The sequence below is a fragment of the Erythrobacter sanguineus genome, from assembly GCF_900143235.1.
GTDB lineage: Bacteria > Pseudomonadota > Alphaproteobacteria > Sphingomonadales > Sphingomonadaceae > Erythrobacter > Erythrobacter sanguineus.
Genome location: NZ_FRDF01000002.1, coordinates 123,732 through 141,221 on the forward strand (window position 1 = coordinate 123,732; position 17,490 = coordinate 141,221).

Sequence of the window (17,490 nt, forward strand, 5' to 3'; positions counted from 1 at the left end):
CCCTGTGGCCGAAGACGACCAGATCCCCGATTTCGACAAGCTGCCCGAAGACCGTTCGCGTCAGCGCGCCGTGCCATCGGGCCGGATTGCGCGCTTTGGCACCTTCGGGCGGTTGGTCGGCGGGGTGGCGGGCGGCATGATGGCCGAGGGCGCGCGGCGGCTGGCGAGCGGGGACAGCGTGTCGGCGCGCGAATTGATCCTGACCCCCGGCAATGTCCAACGCCTGACCGACCGCCTGTCGCACCTGCGCGGCGCGGCGATGAAGATGGGACAGATGATCAGTCTGGACGCAGGCGATTTCCTGCCCGACGAGCTGTCCAGAATTCTTGCCACCTTGCGCGATCAGGCCAATTTCATGCCGACCAGGCAGCTTGATTCCGTGCTGAAATCGGAATGGGGGCCGGACTGGCGCAAGCAGTTTCGCTGGTTCAACCCCCGCCCGATCGCTGCCGCCAGCATCGGGCAGGTGCACAAGGCGCTGACCCGCGATGGCGAGGAACTGGCGATCAAGGTGCAATATCCCGGCGTCGCCAAAAGCATCGACAGCGATGTCGACAATGTCATCACCCTGCTGAAAATTGCCGGGTTCGCCCCGCCCGAACTGGAGATGGAAAAGCTGATGGCCGCCGCCAAGCAGCAGCTCCACGAGGAAGCCGATTACCAGCGCGAAGGCGAACAGATGGCACTGTATCGTGAACGGCTGGCGGGTGTGGAAGGCTTTGTCGTGCCGCGCCTGCACGAAGGCCTGACCCGCGGATCAATCCTGGCGATGAGTTTTGAAGATGGCGTTTCGATCGAGGAACTCGGGCAGGAGCCGCCCGAACGCCGCGATGAAGTCTTTGCCCGGCTGATCCGGCTGGTGACGCGCGAATTGTTCGATTTCGGGCTGATGCAGACCGATCCCAACTTCGCCAATTTCCGCTATCGGCGCGAGACGGGCGAGATCGTGCTTCTCGATTTCGGGGCATGCCGCCCGGTCGATCCGGCGGTTGCCAATGGCTATCGCAAGATGCTGCTCGCAGGGCTTGAAGGCAATCCGCAGGAGGTGCTTGTGGCCACGATCGAGGCCGGATTCATGATGCCGATCGTCGCGGAAAAGCACCCCGAACGGGTGAACAGGATGATCGACATCGTCATCAACGAAATGCGCGAGGATGCCCCGTTCGATTTTGGCGACCGGGCCTTCATCCCGTTGCTGCGCGAAGAAGGCTATGCCATCGCGCAGGACAAGGACACCTGGGCCTTTCCGCCGATCGAAACCCTGTTCGTGCAACGCAAGGTATCGGGCACTGCGCTGTTGGGCGCGCGGCTCAAGGCCAAGGTCAATATCCGCCGGATCACCGAGGAAGTGCTCGCCAGCACCGCCCCACTGCCAGCCGCCGCAGCCTGATCTGTCGGGGCTCCGTCCAGATGCTCGGCCTGCCCCGATATTTCCTGCTATCATGCTGATTTACAGCTTTTTAAAGTTGTAATATTGTTGGCTGGACATATCGGCGCACCCGTAATAACACGCAGTCATGCAGGCGAGTGGGCACGATCAATTGTCGGTGCTGTTCGTGTGTCTGGGCAATATTTGCCGGTCACCGATGGCAGAAGGCGCATTCCGCGCAGCAGCGGCGCGTCACGGGCTGGAATGCCATGTCGATTCGGCCGGAACTGCGTCCTATCACATCGGCAACCGGCCCGATCCGCGCGCCATTGCCACCGCTCGCGACAGGGGGGTCGATATCGGCGGACAGGCCGCCCGCCAGATCGCGCGCGAGGATTTTTTCCGCTTCACCCACATCCTCGCCATGGACGAGGCCAATCTGGCAGGCATCCGGGCGCAGACCCCGCGCGATAAGACCGCCCGGATCGCATTGCTGATGGACGTGCTTGAAGACCGCAGGGGCCAGTCCATCCCCGATCCCTATTATGGTGACGAGGCGCAGTTCGCCAGCGTCTGGGACGAAATCGCCGAGGCTGCCGAAGGCCTTGCCCTCCGCTTTGCGCGCGAAGGTATCCACGCGGTGCTTTAATGCGTTTTCGAGCCGGGTGGAACGCCCGGAGGCTCGGAAAACGCGGTCATCCAGAAATCTGGAGCAATATTCTAGCCGCCGCGCAGCAGCTGCACGCCCCAGTCCCGTTCGAACAGATAAAGCAGCAGCCGCGCCGCCTCGCCGCGGGCGCTGGTCAGCCCGCCGTCACGCTCCATCAGCAAGCGGGCATCGGCATGGGCCAGCGGCAGCATGCGCTGCACCTGATCGAGGCTGGCGATGTGAAACGCCGCCTCACCCGATTGCCTTGTGCCAAGCAATTCGCCGCCGCCGCGCAGCGCGAGATCTTCTTCGGCGATGCGGAACCCATCCTGCGTCTCGCGCATCAGCGCCAGCCGCGCGCGGCCCGTTTCGGACAATTCGCCGCCCCGCAGCAGCAGGCAGGTGGATTTCTCGGCCCCCCGCCCCACCCGGCCGCGCAACTGGTGCAGCTGGGCAAGACCGAACCGTTCGGCCTGTTCGATCACCATCAGCGTGGCCGCCGGCACATCCACGCCGACCTCGATCACCGTGGTCGCCACCAGCAGCCGGGCCTGCCCGCTGGCGAAACGTTCCATCGCCGCATCCTTGACCTCGGGCCGCAGCTGGCCGTGAACCAGCACCACCGCATCGCCGAACCGCTCTTTCAGACCGGCATAGCGGGCCTCGGCAGCGGCGATGTCGGCCAGATCGGGCACCCCGTCGATCTCGCGCACCATCGGGCAGACCCAGTAGGCCTGCTGCCCCCCGGCAAGATGCCGTGCGAGCCCTTCGACCACGTCCTCCATCCGATCCTGCGGTATCACGCGGGTGTCGATCGCCTGCCGTCCGGGGGGCAGTTCATCCAGCCGGCTCACGTCCATCTCGCCATATTGCGCCAGCGTAAGCGAGCGCGGGATCGGGGTTGCTGTCATCGCAAGCGTATGCGGCGCACGGCGGCCTTTCGCGGCCAGCGCCAGCCGCTGCGCGACGCCAAAGCGGTGCTGTTCGTCAACCACCACCAGCCCCAGATCGCGGTAATTCACCGTGTCCTGAAAGATCGCGTGGGTGCCGACCAGCAGCTGGATCGAGCCATCCATCAGGCCGATCAGGATGCTTTCGCGTTCCCGGCCTTTCGCACGCCCGGTCAGCAGCGCGATTTCCACCCCGGTGGGCCGCAACATGGTGCGCAGGGTTTCGAAATGCTGGCGGGAAAGGATTTCGGTCGGGGCGAGCAGCGCGGCCTGCTTGCCCGCCTCGACCGCGGTCAGCATGGCGTTGAGGGCCACCACGGTCTTGCCCGCGCCGACATCACCTTGCAGCAGCCGCAGCATCGGGGCTTCCTGCGCCATATCGCCTTCGATCTCGGCGATCGACCGCGCCTGCGCGCCGGTCAGCGCGAAGGGCAGTTGCAGCTTTGCCCGCAAGGCTCCGTCGCCCACCAAGGCTTGCCCGCGTCTGCGCCGCCCTTCGGCCTTGACCAGCAGCAGCGCGAGGCTGTTGGCGAGCAATTCGTCATAGGCCAGCCGATCACGCGCCTTGTCATCGGTGCTTTGGTGGGCCGTGCGCAGTCCATCGCGCCATGCGGGCCATCCCGCCTTGGCAAGCTGTCCGGGTTCGATCCATTCGGGCAGTTCCGGCAGCCGCGCCAGCGCCTGTTCCACCAGTCCGGCAATGCGCGGCTGGGTCAGCCCTTCGGACAGGCGATAGACCGGCTCTGACAAGCGGCCCATGTTGGCAGCGCTTTCCACCTCGACATGATCGGGATGGACGATCTGCAGCATGTCGCCATAGCGATCGAGCCGCCCGGCGATCCACCGCGTCTCCCCCACCGGCAGCAGCTTTTTCGCGGTGTAGGCGGCCTTGCCGAACCATGTCAGCGCGCAGATATTTCCTGCCGCATCCTGCGCCAGCACCCGGTACGGCCCGCGGCTTCCAGGGCGCGAGGCGCGGTGTTCCACCGGGGTCAGCGCGATGATCACCTGCTCGCCCTCGCCCCCCTCGTCCAGATCGGCAATCGCGTGGCGGCTGACAAAGCGTTCGGGCAGGTGATAGGCAACATCCTTGACCCGCGCGAGGCCCAGCTTGCCGAGCGGCTTCATCAGCTTCGGTCCGACGCCTTCAAACGTCTCGACTTCGGCGAACAGCGGATTGAGTTCTTCAGGGCGCATTGCGCGCATTCGCTATCACCACTGCTGCGTCTTTGCGAGTTGAAGCGGCGCAGACCTGTGGCTAGGTGAGCGGGATGACTGACACCCCCTCTTCCGACCAGCGCCCCCTCGCAGCAAGAATGGCGCGGGCAAAGTTCCGCAGCTGGCATCGCGGCACGCGCGAGGCGGATTACATGATCGGCGGTTTCTATGATCGCTACCATGCGACATGGACCGAGGCCGAACTGGCGTGGTTCGAAGCCCTGCTGGACGAAGATGATGTCGACGTGATGGCCTGGGCGCTTGGCTCTGCGGCACCACCGGAACATCTGGCCGGCGATCTGCTCACCGCCATGCAGAAACTCGATTACGTTGAGATTCCCCGCTAGGGGCGCACCGGCTCCGCCTGCTGAAGGGAACCTCCCCCGGCGGCGGGGCTTGACTGGATAGACCATGCCCGACCTTTCCCGCATCCTTGCCGCGCGCGAGCCGCTGACCCTGTCCTCGCTGCCGCGCGGCAGCCTGCCGCTGGTGCTGGCGGATCTTGCGCGCGCGGCGCAGGGCGTGAAAGGCGGGCAGCGCGCGGTGTTCATCGCGCCGGACGAGGCAGCAATGCGCGCCGCGGCCGAGGCGGCCCGGTTCTTCGCGCCCGAAGTCGAGGTGCTGACCTTCCCGGCGTGGGATTGCCTGCCCTATGACCGCGCCAGCCCCGCCCTGTCGATCAGCGCCGAACGGCTGGCGACGCTGCACCGCCTGCAGAATCCGGCGGCTGGCGCGCAATTGCTGGTCACCACGGTCAATGCCGTGCTCCAGCGGGTGATTACCCCGTTCCGGGTGCGCGAATCTGTGCGCGAATTCCGCCCCGGCGTGCAAATCGGGCATGACAGTCTTGCCGCGCTGCTGACCCGGCAGGGCTATTCACGCACCGATACCGTGATCGACCACGGCGAATTTGCGGTGCGCGGGTCAATCATCGATATCTTCCCCTCCAGCCTCGATGCGGGGCTCAGGCTCGATTTCTTCGGGGATGAACTGGAAAGCCTGCGCCTGTTCGACCCCGCCACTCAGCTGACCGTCGAGCGGGTCGATTCGCATCTGCTGCTGCCCGCGTCCGAGGCGCTGGTGGACGAAGACAGCATCAAACGGTTCCGCAGCCGTTACCGCGAGATGTTTGGCGCCAATGCCACGCAGGATCCGCTATACGAGGCGGTGTCCGATGGGCGGCGGCTGGCGGGCATGGAGCACTGGCTGCCGCTGTTCGAGGAACGGCTGGCCACCATATTCGATCATCTGGGCGCGCAGGATCTGGTGGTGATCGATCAGGCCGCGCTGGGCGCGGCCGAGGAACGGCTGACCGATATTGCCGATTACCACGCCCAACGCGGGCGGATCGCGGGAGAACGCAAGGGCAGTTACCGCCCGCTCAGCCCCGATGCGCTCTATCTTGCCCGCGCCGAGTTCGACGCCGCGCTTGCCGCCGCCCCGGCCCACCGCGCCAGCGGCTTTGCCGCCGATGAAGGCGCGGCCACCATCGATTTCGGGTTCCGTTCCGCGCGCGATTTTGCGCCCGAACGCGGCCGGGCCGAAAATGTCTATGAAGCCGCCGCTGCGCATTTGCAGGCTGTCGCCAAGGGCGGGCGCAAGCCCTTGTTCGCGGCCTATTCCACCGGCAGCGCGCGCCGCATCGCGTCGATCCTGGAAGAGGCCGGCGCGCCCACCGTGCTGGCGACCAGCTGGCAGCAGGGGCTGGGTCTGGCCGCAAAAGGCAAGGTCGCGGTTGTCGTCCTGCCGCTGGAAACCGGCTTTGCCAGCGACACGCTCGAACTCCTGACCGAAGCCGACGTGCTGGGCGACCGGCTGGTTCGGCGCAAGAAGAAGCGCAAGGATTCCGACGCTTTCCTTGCCGAACTTCAGGCCTTGTCGCGCGGCGATCTGGTGGTTCATATCGAACACGGAATCGGGCGCTATCTCGGGCTCGAACCGATCCCGGTGGGCAAGAGCCAGCATGATTGCGTCGCGCTGGAATATGCCGGCGGAGACAAGCTGTTCATCCCGGTCGAAAACATCGACGTTCTCAGCCGCTACGGATCATCCGAACAGGCCGTCCCTCTGGATCGGCTGGGCGGTGAGGCATGGCAGCGCCGCCGCGCCAGGCTGAAAGAGCGCATTACCGCCATAGCGGGCGAACTGATGCAGGTCGCCGCCGCCCGCGCGCTGCGCAAGGCCCCGGTGCTGGCCAGCGAGGAAGCCAGCCTCAACCAGTTCACAGACCGTTTCCCGTGGTCTGAGACCGAGGATCAGGAACGCGCCATCGCCGATGTGCTGGGCGATCTGGAAAGCGGCCGCCCGATGGACCGGCTGGTGTGCGGCGATGTCGGCTTCGGCAAGACCGAGGTGGCCTTGCGCGCGGCATTTGTGGCGGCGATGGCCGGGCAGCAGGTGGCGATTGTCGCCCCCACCACCCTCCTCGCCCGCCAGCATTACCAGAATTTTGCCGAACGCTTTGCCGGCTTCCCCTTGAAGGTCGGGCGATTGTCCCGGCTGGTCGCGGCCAAGGAAGCGACCGAGACCCGCGAAGGGCTGGAAAGCGGTCAGATCGATCTGGTCGTCGGCACCCATGCGATCCTTTCGAAGTCCACCAGGTTCAAGAACCTGGGCCTCGTGATCGTCGATGAAGAACAGCGATTCGGCGTCACCCACAAGGAAAAGTTGAAACAGCTGCGCGCCGATGTCCATGTGCTGACCCTCACCGCCACCCCGATCCCGCGCACGCTCCAGATGGCGATGTCGGGCCTACGCGAATTGTCCACCATCCAGACCCCTCCCGTGGATCGGCTCGCGGTGCGGACCTATGTGATGGAATGGGATGACATGGTGATCCGCGAAGCGCTTTTGCGCGAACATCATCGCGGCGGGCAGAGCTTCATCGTGGTGCCGCGCATTTCCGATATGGCCAATGTCGAGGAATGGCTGCGCGAACACGTGCCCGAGATCAAGTCGGTCTCGGCCCACGGCCAGATGTCCCCCGGCGAAGTCGAGGAACGGATGGGCGCGTTCTATGATCGCAAATATGACGTGCTGCTATCGACCACCATCGTCGAAAGCGGGCTCGACATTCCGTCCGCCAACACCATCATCATCCACCGCGCCGACCGCTTTGGCCTCGCCCAGCTTTATCAACTGCGCGGGCGCGTGGGCCGGGCGAAGCTGCGCGCCTATGCCTATCTGACGCATGAGAAAGACGTCGCCCTGTCCGAAGTTGCGCAGAAGCGGCTGAAGGTGCTGGGCGATCTCGATTCGCTGGGCGCAGGCTTCCAGCTCGCCAGCCACGATCTGGACATTCGCGGCGCGGGCAATCTGCTCGGCGATGAACAATCGGGCCATATCCGCGAAGTCGGCTTCGAGCTCTATCAGGCGATGCTGGAGGAGGCGATTCTGGCCGCCAAGGCGGGCGAAATGGGGCTGGAGCCTGCGCGCGACAAGGTCTCACCCCAGATCACCGTCGATGCGCCGATCATGATTCCCGAGGATTACGTGCCCGATCTGGCGGTGCGCATGGCGCTCTATCGCCGTCTCAATCAAGCCGATGGGCAGAACGAGATCGAAAGCCTTGCCGCCGAGATGATCGACCGTTTCGGCGACCTGCCGCAGCCCACGAAAAACCTCATCCGCCTGATCGAGATCAAGCATCAGGCGATCGGTGCCAACATCGCCAAGATCGACGTCGGCGCGCGCGGCACGCTGGTGACCTTCCACAAGGACGACTTCCCCGATCCGCTGGGCCTGATAGCCTATGTCGAGCGGCTCAATGATGGCGGCAAGGACACCGCCAAGCTGCGCCCCGACATGAAATTGGTGATCAACCGCGCATGGGGCGATCCGCAAAGCCGGTTGAACGGCCTGTTCCAGCTGACCAAGGGGCTGAGCGGAATCGTGAAGAAAGCGGCGAAGGCGAAGCGGGAAAAAGCCGCGGCCTGATCACCGAAAGGCGGGTTTGCAGGAACAAAGCCACACCCGGCGAAGCGCAGCCCATTGCGGACCTGCGGCGCAACCTATATCGCCTTGCAACGTGACGTGAAAATTATGCAAGGTCGAAAGAGCAGCGGTGAATCGGCTCGATCAAAAACTGATCTCGATCTGGACGCGCTGGGGCAAGCGGGTGCTGCCTTTTGCCGATGCAGCCGATGACAATCTGCCCCTGTCGCGCCTGCTGCGTCTTTCGCTGATCCAGTTCTCGGTCGGAATATCGCTTACCCTGCTGGTCGGCACGCTCAACCGGGTGATGATCGTCGAGCTTGAGGTTGCATCGACGATTGTCGGCGTGATGCTGGCCCTGCCCCTGCTTTTCGCGCCTTTTCGTGCGCTGATCGGCTTTCGCTCGGACACGCATAGATCGGCGCTTGGCTGGCGCCGGGTGCCCTACATCTATCGCGGCACCATGATCCAGTTCGGCGGCCTTGCGCTGATGCCCTTTGCACTGCTGGTTCTTTCAGGCGCGCTGCAATCGGCCGATTGGCCGTCATGGATCGGGCAGATCAGTGCAGCGGCTGCGATCCTGCTGGTCGGGGTCGGCGTGCATATCACGCAAACGGTGGGCCTTGCGCTGGCGACCGATCTGGCGCGCGAAGACCAGCAGGCCAATGTGGTCGGGCTGATGTATGTCAGCCTGCTGGTTGGTTCGATTGTCGCGGCGCTGGCGTTTGGAGCATTTCTTGCCGATTTCACCCCGGGCCGCCTGATTCAGGTGATTCAGGCCTGCGCCTTGATTACCCTGTTGCTCAACCTGATCGCGACATGGAAACAGGAGGCGCTGAACTCGGGCGGTTTGATGGCCGATCAGGCTGCAGCCCCCGCGACCTTCCGGCAAAGCTGGGACATGTTCATTGTGCAGGGTCAGGCCCGGCGGCGTCTGCTGGTGATCGGCGTCGGGACGCTGGCCTTCACCATGTCGGATGTGCTGCTTGAACCCTATGGCGGTCAGACGCTGGGCCTCGGGGTGGGCACGACCACCCGGCTGACGGCCATCCTTGCGGGCGGCAGTCTGGTGGGATTTACCATGGCATCACAGATACTCAGCCGCGGCAGTGATCCGGTGAGGATGTCCGGCGTGGGCGCACTGATGGGCTTGCCCGCCTTCGCGATGATCATCGCCGCAGCGCCGATGCAGTCTGCCTCGGTGTTCTCGATCGGGGTGCTGCTGATCGGATGCGGGGCCGGCCTGTTCGGCCATGGCACGCTGACCGCGACAATGCGCCATGCCCCGAAAGGCCAGATCGGCATGGCGCTGGGTGCATGGGGGGCGGTGCAGGCAACCGCCGCCGGGATCGGCGCTGCGATGGGCGGGATCATTCGTGATGTGGGCCGCAGCATCATTCTGTCGGACGCATGGCCACCGGTTACCAATGGATACATCCTGGTCTACCTGCTCGAGATGATCCTGCTGGCTGCGGCGCTGATCATGATGGTGCCATTGCTTCGCCGCCCCAAGGCTGTGGCCGGGGTTGCGCCGCGCGCATGAGCATCCTGCCGACTTTGACCAAACCGGCGTTCTGACCCATGCGTTCGACGCATAAAAAAGCCCCGGCATTGGCTGCCGGGTCTTTCTGATCGTGATGCCGGCCCTTTGAAGACAGGCCGGGTTCTGACCGTTTAGCGCGCCGGAGCAGCTTCCGCAGCATCAGCGGCAGGTGCCGCCTCTTCCATCGGAGCCGCCGCCATCGCATCGGCTGCGGCCGGTGCGGCAGCAAACTCGCCAGCACTTCCCTGAAAGAAATCGCCAAACCATGTGGTGTTGATGAGAATGGCAAAATGCACGGTGAGTGATGTCAGTACCAGAATGAGAAACATGATCGGCAGGATCACATTCGGGGCTGACATAAAGGAAAATACGACCTTCGTTCATGGTTCTATCTCCCTTAGCCAAGCCACGGCGTCAAAATGAACGCCAGAACATGCGCCGCAAGGGCAATCGCGAAATAGATACGCGTCCCCCACTTCAAACCTTCGTTGATTTCCAGAGCCTGGCCTTCCGTCAGGCCGGTCGGGTAAAGCTTGGCGTCATCTGCTGCTGTTTGGCGAACTTCCTTCTCAGATTACGGCATCCGAAGAAACTTGGTAATGGCCCCAGCCTTGTTCCCCAAGCTGCACTTAGCATGGACATCCCATTCACTATGAACCGCAGCACGAAGGCGTGAAACGGCCGTAGGCATCGAGTCGGCGTCCGCGGCCTAATGCTCTTTGCGTGTTGCATTTCTTGTCACACGGTCAACTTTGTCTAACATTTTGCAATGTCAAGATATGTAGACCTTGACCATGCCTGCAAAAGGCAACCTGCAACCGGCCCGGTCGCGCCGGCTGCAATGGCTCACGGACCCGGAAAGCGGGCCGCTGCGGCTTGTGGTGTAATGATCGATCGCGCGGGGCCGGTCAGGCAGGCAAGCAGCAGCCAAGACCCAAGGAAATCGCAGTCAGCCCTTGGCCTGGCTTACCATCAAGGCCGACGATACCGCCTGTTCGCCTCAGGCCCGGCCCGGTCACGCCCGTGCAAAGCTGCCCGTCATCCGTGGCCCATGCCGCGCGCTGTGCGCGCCAGTGCCAGCATGCTGTCGCTCGGCATCGGTTGGGCGCGCAGGAAGCCTTGCCAGTAATCGCAGCCTTCGGCGGTGATCGCGGCGCGCTGGATTTCGCTTTCGATCCCTTCGGCATAGATCGCCAGACCCAGCGCCTTGCCCAGCGCGATGATCGCCCGCAGCACCGCCAGCGCGGTCGGATCGCCGGGGACGCCATCGACCATCGCCTTGTCAAGCTTGAGCGCATCCAGCGGCAGTTCGCGCAGGTAGCGGAAATTGCAGAAGCCCGCGCCAAAATCATCCAGCGCGGTGCGAAAGCCCAGCCCCCGCAGCGCCTTCAGTGCGCTGGCCGCCTGCGCGAGATTGCGCAGCAGCAGGTCCTCGGTAATCTCCAGCATCAGCCGCTGCGGCGCGATTTCGGACTGGCCGATCAACGCGGCGAAATCGGCGGCAAAACGCGGGTCGCCCAGTTCCTCGGGCGTGATGTTCAATGACAAGGTGAGATTGTCCGGCCAGGTGCCCGCTTCCTCCAGCGCGCGCGCAACCACATGGCGTGAAAGCGGCGCGACCAGCGCGGCGCGTTCGGCAATCGCGAACAGATCGCGCGCGCCGATCGCCCCCAGTGTCGGATGGCGCCAGCGCGCCAGCGCCTCGCCCCCGACCACCGCACCGCTGATGCAGGCGAATTGCGGCTGGAACAGAACCTCGATCTCGCGCCGGTCAAGCGCGCCCAGCAGATCGGCCTCCAGCATGCCGGGCCGAACACCGGGCAACGTGCCGCGCGCCGTGCCGCGCAATGATGACCGGCCCTGTTCCATCTGCGCCCTTTCAGCATCACCTATAGCCGCGCATCCTGCGATTGGCGTGCATCAATTGCAATCCGACCGAATCTGGCACATCAGGGCGCTCTGCTAGCACTGCGCCGGGGATAAGTGGCACGATCGGCGATGGCACCCGGGGAGGGGGAACATGGCGAGCAATCCAGCACCTTTCGAACGTCTCGCGCTGCTGGCGTCCGATACCCCGCGCGCCCAGGAGGCGTGCGAGACCCTGTCCCGGCAGGGCGAATGGGTGCCCCTTGAAGAGGCTGACGCGGTGGTGGTGCTGGGCGGTGACGGCTTCATGCTGCACACGCTCCACGCGATGATCGACGCCGGTCGGGTGATCCCGGCCTATGGCATGAATCTTGGCACCGTCGGCTTCCTGATGAACCGTTATGACAGGCGCAACGCGATTGCTGCGCGGGTGGCGCGGGCGCGGCGCTGGAGCATCTCGCCGCTCAGGATCGAGGCGATCACGCAGGACGGCGAATGCCACGCTTTTTGCGCGATCAACGAACTTTCGCTGCTGCGCGAAACCCGCCAGACCGCCAAGATCGAGGTCACGGTGGGCGACAGGGTGCGCATAGCCGAGCTGGTATGCGACGGGGTGCTGGTATCGACCCCGGCCGGTTCGACCGCCTATAACCTTTCGGCCAACGGCCCGATCCTGCCCCTGGACAGCAAGCTGCTCGCCCTCACCCCGATCAGCCCGTTCCGTCCACGGCGCTGGCGCGGGGCAATCCTGCCTGACCGGATGAAGATCATCCTCAAGGTGCTCGACCCGGCCAAGCGCCCGGTGGCGGCTGTCGCCGACCAGAAGGAACTGCGCGACATCGCCGAGGTACGCCTTGCGATCGCCAACGACATTGCGCTGACCTTGCTGTTCGACCCCGGACAGAGCCTTGAGGAACGCATCGTCGCCGAACAATTCGTGACCGGGTAAGGCGACCGAACACCTGCGAGGCACAGGTTGCAGGCCGCCAGGCGTGGCCCGGATGGCGACTTGCTGCTTCACCGATCCCTTGGCAGCCAAACCGCCCCGAAGCTCGCCAAAACCCCCTTGCAATCCGCCGCCTTGCCCCATATAGGCGCGCTTCCGCTCTTCCTTAGACCGCTTGGAAGAGTTGCTCCCCGATAGCTCAGCGGTAGAGTAGGTGACTGTTAATCACTTGGCCGTAGGTTCGAATCCTACTCGGGGAGCCATTTCTTTCCCGCTTTCTGCATGATGGCAGATAGTTGCCGGGACGATACCCCACACCTCCCCACATTCTTCCCCGCGCCGCTTGCCGGGGTTTCGGCAGCGCCGCTCGGTTTCGGTACCTTGGGAGGGGTCCGTTCGAGGCTTGTGCTGGCTTCCCAACAGTCGATCAGCAAGACCTGAACGGGCCACGACGGCGCGGTTGTGCTGCCCGTCAATGTGAACGAATTCTGTCCCCGGTCTACGTATTTCCAACGGGGATCGCGTTCAGCCGGGCCTGCAATGACAAGGGGTAAATGAACAGGCAGCGAAACGGTTCAGCAAACAAGGTCAATAAGCGTGATAAGGCGTATCAATCCCGAACAAGCCCGGATCGGAATGTACGTCTGCAGTTTCGGTGGCTCGTTTTTCAGTCATCCCTTCTGGCGCAAGCGCTTCACGCTCACCTCGCAGGCGGAAGTCGACAGGCTCCGCAATTGCGCGATCCCCTATGTCGAGATCGACGATGAGCTGGGGGTCGGGCCAATCGACGAGGTGGAGCCAGATGCAGACGCTGAGCCCTATATCGTGCACCGCATCGGCGAGAATCGCGACAAGCGACCGGGTCGGCGCTTCATTCCGGGATCGCGGCTGATCACGCGTGCCGATCGCGTGCAGCACGCGCGTGCAGTGCGCACGGTATCACGCGCAAAATCGGTTGTGACACAGCTGTTTGATTCAGCCCGTCTCGGCAAGGCTGTTCCGGTTGCAGAGGCGCTGTCGCTGGTCAGGGAAATCGATGGCATGTTCGACCGCGGGGAAAACATGCTGCTTGATGTAATCCGGATGAAGACGGCGGACGAATATACCTACCTGCATTCGGTGGCAGTCTGCGCCTTGATGATCAAGCTTGCCCGGCATCTTGGCATGCCCGAGACTGAAACGCGTGAATGCGGGCTGGCCGGTCTGTTGCACGATGTCGGCAAGATGCGGATTCCGGCACAGGTCCTGCACAAGCAGGGCGCCCTGACCGATGACGAATTCGAACGGGTGAAGTCCCATGCGCAGGAAGGCTTTCTGATGCTTCAGAATGTTTCGGATCTGCCCGCCGCAGCCGCCGATGTCGCGCGCCTCCACCACGAGAAGATCGATGGATCGGGTTATCCGCTGGGACTTGCCGGCGAAGATATACCGATGATCGCCCGCATGGGCGCGATCTGCGATGTGTATGATGCCCTGACCTCGAACCGGTCGTACAAGACCGCGTCGTCCCCGGCTGAGGCCCTGGCGATAATGTATGCATCAACCGGCCACTTCGACCGCGAATTGCTGCAGGCTTTCGCGTTGAGCATCGATGGCGCAGTCCCGGCGCAAGCGCAAAGCATGGCTGATTGCCCCGATCAGGAAACCATCGTCACAAGTCCCGCCTTGCCGGCTTGATCAGCGGCACGCGCGACCCGGTCAGGCTGGCGGAAAACCGGAATTTCGCGCAACGGCCAAGCCTACCTCAGGCTCACCACATTATCGCTCGCCTCGCGCACGCGGGTGCCGTTGAACAGGCTCATCATCGGTTCGTCCTGAACGATCACGACCTGCGCCGCGCCGTAGCCGTTGAAGCCGGTCTTCATCGCCGCGCCATAGGCTCCGATCATGCCGATTTCGATGTAATCGCCAGCCTGAATGTCGGCAGGCAGAACAAACGGCCCCTTCATGTAATCGGCATCGTCGCAGGTCGGGCCGTAGAAGGCGAAATCGGCATCGTCCTCGATCAGGTCGTCTTCCAGCGCCTTCACCGGGAAACGCCATGCGACGTGGGCAGCATCATACAGCGCGCCGTATGCGCCATCGTTGATGTAAAGCTCCTCGCCGCGGCGCTTGTTCACCTGTACGATCATCGAGCTGTATTCCGCGCTCAGCGCGCGGCCGGGTTCGCACCACAGCTCGGCGTTGTAGGCGATCGGCAGCGCTTCGAAATGGCGCGCGATGATCGCGAAGTAATCTTCCAGCGGCGGCGGTTCCAGGCCGGGATAGGCGCTCGGGAAGCCCCCGCCGACATCGATCATGTCGATCACCACGCTCGCCTCGGCAATCGCGGCGCGGGTGCGGTCCATCGCCTGCACGAAAGCAAAGGGGGTCATGGCCTGGCTGCCGACATGGAAACACACGCCCAGCCAGTCGCAATGCTGGCGGGCCTGCTGCAGCAGCGCGGGCGCTTCGACAAGATCGCAGCCGAACTTCGACGCCAGCGACAGTTCCGAATACTCGCTCGACACACGCAGCCGTACGCACAGGCGCAGATCGCGCGCTGGCTCCCCGGTTTCGGGGTGACGGCAGGCGTCGACGATCTTTGCCAGTTCCTCAAGCGAATCGAGGCTGAAGGTGCGCACCCCGTGATCGAAATAGGCTTCCGCGATGGCCGCCGGGGTCTTCACCGGGTGCATGAAGCACAGCACAGCCTGCGGCAGCAGCCCGCGCACCAGCCGCACCTCGGCAATCGAGGCGACATCATAATGCGTCACGCCAGCGCTCCACAGCACCTCGATGAGATCGGGAGCAGGGTTGGCCTTCACCGCATAGAGCACCTTGCCCGGGAACTTCTCGACGAAGAAACGGGCGGCGCGCCGCGCGGCATGCGGGCGATTGAGAATGACGGGTTCGTCCGGACGAAGGTCGCGGACTACAGCCTTGGCATCGGGATAGATGTGCAACTCAAGGGACCCCCAAAACGGTTTGTTGAAACCATAAAACGACAAGCTGCCTTGCGGTTTGGAAGTCCCCTTGGGGCAGCGGAAGCGCGCATTTAGGGTGTGGCGGCCAAATTGCAAACGAAAAAACGCCCGGTCCGGGCAGAACTGATGCTTTTGAAAGACAGGCCATGCCCCAATAACGGAGCATGGCCTGAAAGTTCCGGATTTTGATGCGATCCGTCGCATCTGGAGCGTTTTCCGAGCCGCCGGGCGTTCCGTCCGGCTCGAAAACGCTCTTGATTGCCGCGCTTTCCGAGCCGCCGGGCGTTCCGTCCGGCTCGAAAACGCTCTAGAAAGCGATCCGTGGCACCTGATCGACCGTGCCCTTTTCGCTGTCGTCGAGCCGATGGAAATCGGCCTCGCCGAACCCGAGCAATCCGGCAAACAGCACCGCCGGGAAGGCTTCGCGTGCGCTGTTGAACCGGGCGACCGCGGCGTTCAGCGCACGGCGGGCAGCGGCCAGCTTGTCCTCGACATCGCCGAGTTCGTTCTGAAGCGACTGGAAATTTGCCGAAGCCTTGAGATCGGGATAGGCCTCACCCAGCGCCAGCAGGTTGTCGAGCGCGACGCGCAGCTGCTGTTCGCTTCCCGATGACGGATCGCCCCGCGAAGCAGCGCTGCGCGCGGCAATCACCGCCTGCAAGGTGCCCGCTTCATGCCCGGCATAGCCCTGCACCGTCTCCACCAGGTTGGGGATCAGATCATGGCGCTGGCGCAGCTGCGCATCAATATCCGCCACGCCCTGCCGCACATTCTGCCGCAGGCGCACAAGACTATTATAGATACCGATCAACAGCAGCACGAGACCAACCGCGATGACCAGCATCGCAGAACTCCAGAACGAGCCAAGAATATCAACCATGATGCAACCACTCCAATGTCTTGCTGCGGACATAACCTGAAAATGTTAAGGGATTGCAGACGCAATCGCGCTAAACCCAATGTCATGCATGCGAATGTGAACAATCTGATGCAGGGCGAACTGGGCGAATGGCTGGCCTCGCAGGTCGACATGCGCGCCGCCGCGAAGGAACAGGCTGCCAACCGCTGGACCTGGGGGACGGTGCTGCTGTTACCGCCGCTGGCATTCCTCTGGTTCGGGCCGGAAGCGCTGGCCGGGCTGCGGATGATCGCCAGCATCGGCGGGATCATTGGCGTGGGCGTGTGGGGCTATCAGCCGATTGCCGAGGCCAAGAAGCAGATCAAGGTGGGCATCAATTCGGCCATCGCCCGCAGCCTTGGCATTGCCTATGATCACGAAGTCGAACCGGGCGCCGAATTCGAGGCGGCCAAGCGTTACGAACTGGTGCCGTCCTTCCAGCGCTCCAGCTTCGAGGATCGCTGGCACGGCACGCTCGAAGGGCATGGCTTCAATCTGTACGAAGCCCATCTTGAAGAACGCCGCGGGTCGGGCAAGAATCGCCGCTGGGTGACGGTGTTTCGCGGGGTGATCATCCAGATGGGGTTTGGCCGCCCGTTCCGTTCGACCACGCTGTTGCAGCGCGCGGGCAAGCACCGCAAGTGGCTCGGGCTGGGCGGCGCGGCGGACACGGTCAGCTTTGACGGGCACCGGCTGGATCGGGTTGATCAGGTGCACCCGGCCTTTGCCGAAAAATTTGCCCTGTTCAGCGATGACGGGATCGAAGCCCGCGTGCTGGTACACCCTTCGTATATCGAACATCTCCTGCGGCTGGAAAACGCCTTCGGGGCGAAGGAACTGCGCGCCTTGTTCAGCCGCAGCGAGGTGATCCTTGCGGTTGAAGGCAAGAACCTGTTCGAAAGCGGCACGATGGATGCAACCCAGGACCGCGCACGGGCCGAAGAGACCGCCGAACAATTCGCCGCGCTGGCGGGGCTGGCGGTGGCAATCAACCAGACCACCCGCGGGCGGGTGCTGGGCGAGGCGCGGATGCCGCAACCCGACCAGCCGCGCGCGCTGCATGATCAGCAACCGGGCGAGGAACTGGCCGCGCCTGCCGCGCTGGTGCAGCCGCGCCGGGCCGCCGGTTTCGGCCGCAAGGGGCTTTAGATC

14 protein-coding genes and 1 tRNA gene are annotated in these 17,490 nt (G+C 63.7%); 9 read left to right on the forward strand and 6 right to left on the reverse strand.

The annotated features are described in order from the left end of the window. The first annotated feature begins 4 nt into the window (after positions 1-4). Together BUA05_RS01890 and BUA05_RS01895 are read left to right on the forward strand one after the other, a co-directional pair. Positions 5-1,390, forward strand: coding sequence for an ABC1 kinase family protein (locus BUA05_RS01890; protein WP_178139128.1), 1,386 nt, complete (start codon positions 5-7; stop codon positions 1,388-1,390). Positions 1,391-1,517: 127 nt separating this feature from the next. Beyond that, a complete protein-coding gene (locus tag BUA05_RS01895; protein WP_072672973.1) occupies positions 1,518-2,018 on the forward strand; it encodes a low molecular weight protein-tyrosine-phosphatase in 501 nt (166 codons plus the stop codon). A gap of 71 nt (positions 2,019-2,089) precedes the next feature. Here BUA05_RS01895 and recG read toward each other — a convergent pair whose 3' ends face one another. Next, the gene (gene recG / locus BUA05_RS01900) at positions 2,090-4,165 is read right to left on the reverse strand and encodes an ATP-dependent DNA helicase RecG (protein ID WP_072673083.1); all 2,076 of its coding nucleotides are present in this window, start codon (positions 4,163-4,165) and stop codon (positions 2,090-2,092) included. 74 nt (positions 4,166-4,239) lie between these two features. Between recG and BUA05_RS01905 the strand changes: the two genes are divergently transcribed. From BUA05_RS01905 to BUA05_RS01915, 3 genes are all read left to right on the forward strand, one after another. Then, positions 4,240-4,533: an FAD assembly factor SdhE gene (locus BUA05_RS01905; RefSeq protein WP_072672974.1), complete on the forward strand. Its 294-nt coding sequence runs from the start codon at positions 4,240-4,242 to the stop codon at positions 4,531-4,533. A 64-nt stretch (positions 4,534-4,597) separates the two neighbouring features. Continuing rightward, positions 4,598-8,122, forward strand: a complete 3,525-nt coding sequence (gene mfd / locus BUA05_RS01910; RefSeq protein ID WP_072672975.1) for a transcription-repair coupling factor — start codon at positions 4,598-4,600, stop codon at positions 8,120-8,122. A gap of 127 nt (positions 8,123-8,249) precedes the next feature. Then, the gene (locus tag BUA05_RS01915) at positions 8,250-9,662 is read left to right on the forward strand and encodes a PucC family protein (RefSeq protein ID WP_072672976.1); all 1,413 of its coding nucleotides are present in this window, start codon (positions 8,250-8,252) and stop codon (positions 9,660-9,662) included. A 131-nt stretch (positions 9,663-9,793) separates the two neighbouring features. On the opposite strand, the gene BUA05_RS01920 is transcribed toward BUA05_RS01915, so the two are convergent. The 3 genes from BUA05_RS01920 to BUA05_RS01930 all read right to left on the reverse strand — a co-directional run bounded on the left by BUA05_RS01920 (position 9,794) and on the right by BUA05_RS01930 (position 11,531). Then, positions 9,794-10,006, reverse strand: a complete 213-nt coding sequence (locus BUA05_RS01920) for a light-harvesting protein (RefSeq protein WP_143150231.1) — start codon at positions 10,004-10,006, stop codon at positions 9,794-9,796. Positions 10,007-10,059: 53 nt separating this feature from the next. Continuing rightward, positions 10,060-10,179: a light-harvesting protein gene (locus BUA05_RS01925; RefSeq protein ID WP_072672978.1), complete on the reverse strand. Its 120-nt coding sequence runs from the start codon at positions 10,177-10,179 to the stop codon at positions 10,060-10,062. Between the two features lie 521 nt (positions 10,180-10,700). Then, positions 10,701-11,531 (reverse strand): EAL domain-containing protein, encoded by an 831-nt coding sequence (locus BUA05_RS01930; protein WP_072672979.1) that lies wholly within the window; start codon positions 11,529-11,531, stop codon positions 10,701-10,703. Positions 11,532-11,682: 151 nt separating this feature from the next. Here BUA05_RS01930 and BUA05_RS01935 point away from each other — a divergent pair, with 151 nt between their 5' ends. The 3 genes from BUA05_RS01935 to BUA05_RS01945 all read left to right on the forward strand — a co-directional run bounded on the left by BUA05_RS01935 (position 11,683) and on the right by BUA05_RS01945 (position 14,151). Then, entirely contained in the window at positions 11,683-12,477 is a 795-nt protein-coding gene (locus BUA05_RS01935) for an NAD kinase (protein WP_072672980.1), read from the forward strand. A 185-nt stretch (positions 12,478-12,662) separates the two neighbouring features. Continuing rightward, positions 12,663-12,737, forward strand: a tRNA-Asn gene (locus BUA05_RS01940). Between the two features lie 334 nt (positions 12,738-13,071). Further along, positions 13,072-14,151, forward strand: coding sequence for an HD-GYP domain-containing protein (locus BUA05_RS01945; protein ID WP_072672981.1), 1,080 nt, complete (start codon positions 13,072-13,074; stop codon positions 14,149-14,151). Between the two features lie 62 nt (positions 14,152-14,213). Here the strand turns inward: BUA05_RS01945 and BUA05_RS01950 are convergent, their stop codons facing one another. Together BUA05_RS01950 and BUA05_RS01955 are read right to left on the reverse strand one after the other, a co-directional pair. Next, positions 14,214-15,419: a type III PLP-dependent enzyme gene (locus BUA05_RS01950; protein ID WP_072672982.1), complete on the reverse strand. Its 1,206-nt coding sequence runs from the start codon at positions 15,417-15,419 to the stop codon at positions 14,214-14,216. 328 nt (positions 15,420-15,747) lie between these two features. Further along, positions 15,748-16,320 carry a LemA family protein gene (locus tag BUA05_RS01955; protein ID WP_086616573.1) on the reverse strand — a complete coding sequence of 191 codons (573 nt, stop codon included), beginning with the start codon at positions 16,318-16,320 and terminating at the stop codon, positions 15,748-15,750. Between the two features lie 84 nt (positions 16,321-16,404). Between BUA05_RS01955 and BUA05_RS01960 the strand changes: the two genes are divergently transcribed. Continuing rightward, positions 16,405-17,487, forward strand: a complete 1,083-nt coding sequence (locus BUA05_RS01960) for a DUF3137 domain-containing protein (protein ID WP_072672983.1) — start codon at positions 16,405-16,407, stop codon at positions 17,485-17,487. Positions 17,488-17,490: the final 3 nt, after the last annotated feature.

What these genes read in the sequence shown, in the direction of transcription:
- BUA05_RS01930 (WP_072672979.1), bottom strand. Translation starts at nt 11,531, where the DNA reads ATGGAACAGGGCCGGTCATCATTGCGCGGCACGGCGCGCGGCACGTTG.
- BUA05_RS01960 (WP_072672983.1), top strand. Translation starts at nt 16,405, where the DNA reads ATGCATGCGAATGTGAACAATCTGATGCAGGGCGAACTGGGCGAATGG.
- mfd (WP_072672975.1), top strand. Translation starts at nt 4,598, where the DNA reads ATGCCCGACCTTTCCCGCATCCTTGCCGCGCGCGAGCCGCTGACCCTG.
- BUA05_RS01905 (WP_072672974.1), top strand. Translation starts at nt 4,240, where the DNA reads ATGACTGACACCCCCTCTTCCGACCAGCGCCCCCTCGCAGCAAGAATG.
- recG (WP_072673083.1), bottom strand. Translation starts at nt 4,165, where the DNA reads ATGCGCCCTGAAGAACTCAATCCGCTGTTCGCCGAAGTCGAGACGTTT.
- BUA05_RS01955 (WP_086616573.1), bottom strand. Translation starts at nt 16,320, where the DNA reads ATGGTTGATATTCTTGGCTCGTTCTGGAGTTCTGCGATGCTGGTCATC.
- BUA05_RS01895 (WP_072672973.1), top strand. Translation starts at nt 1,518, where the DNA reads ATGCAGGCGAGTGGGCACGATCAATTGTCGGTGCTGTTCGTGTGTCTG.
- BUA05_RS01935 (WP_072672980.1), top strand. Translation starts at nt 11,683, where the DNA reads ATGGCGAGCAATCCAGCACCTTTCGAACGTCTCGCGCTGCTGGCGTCC.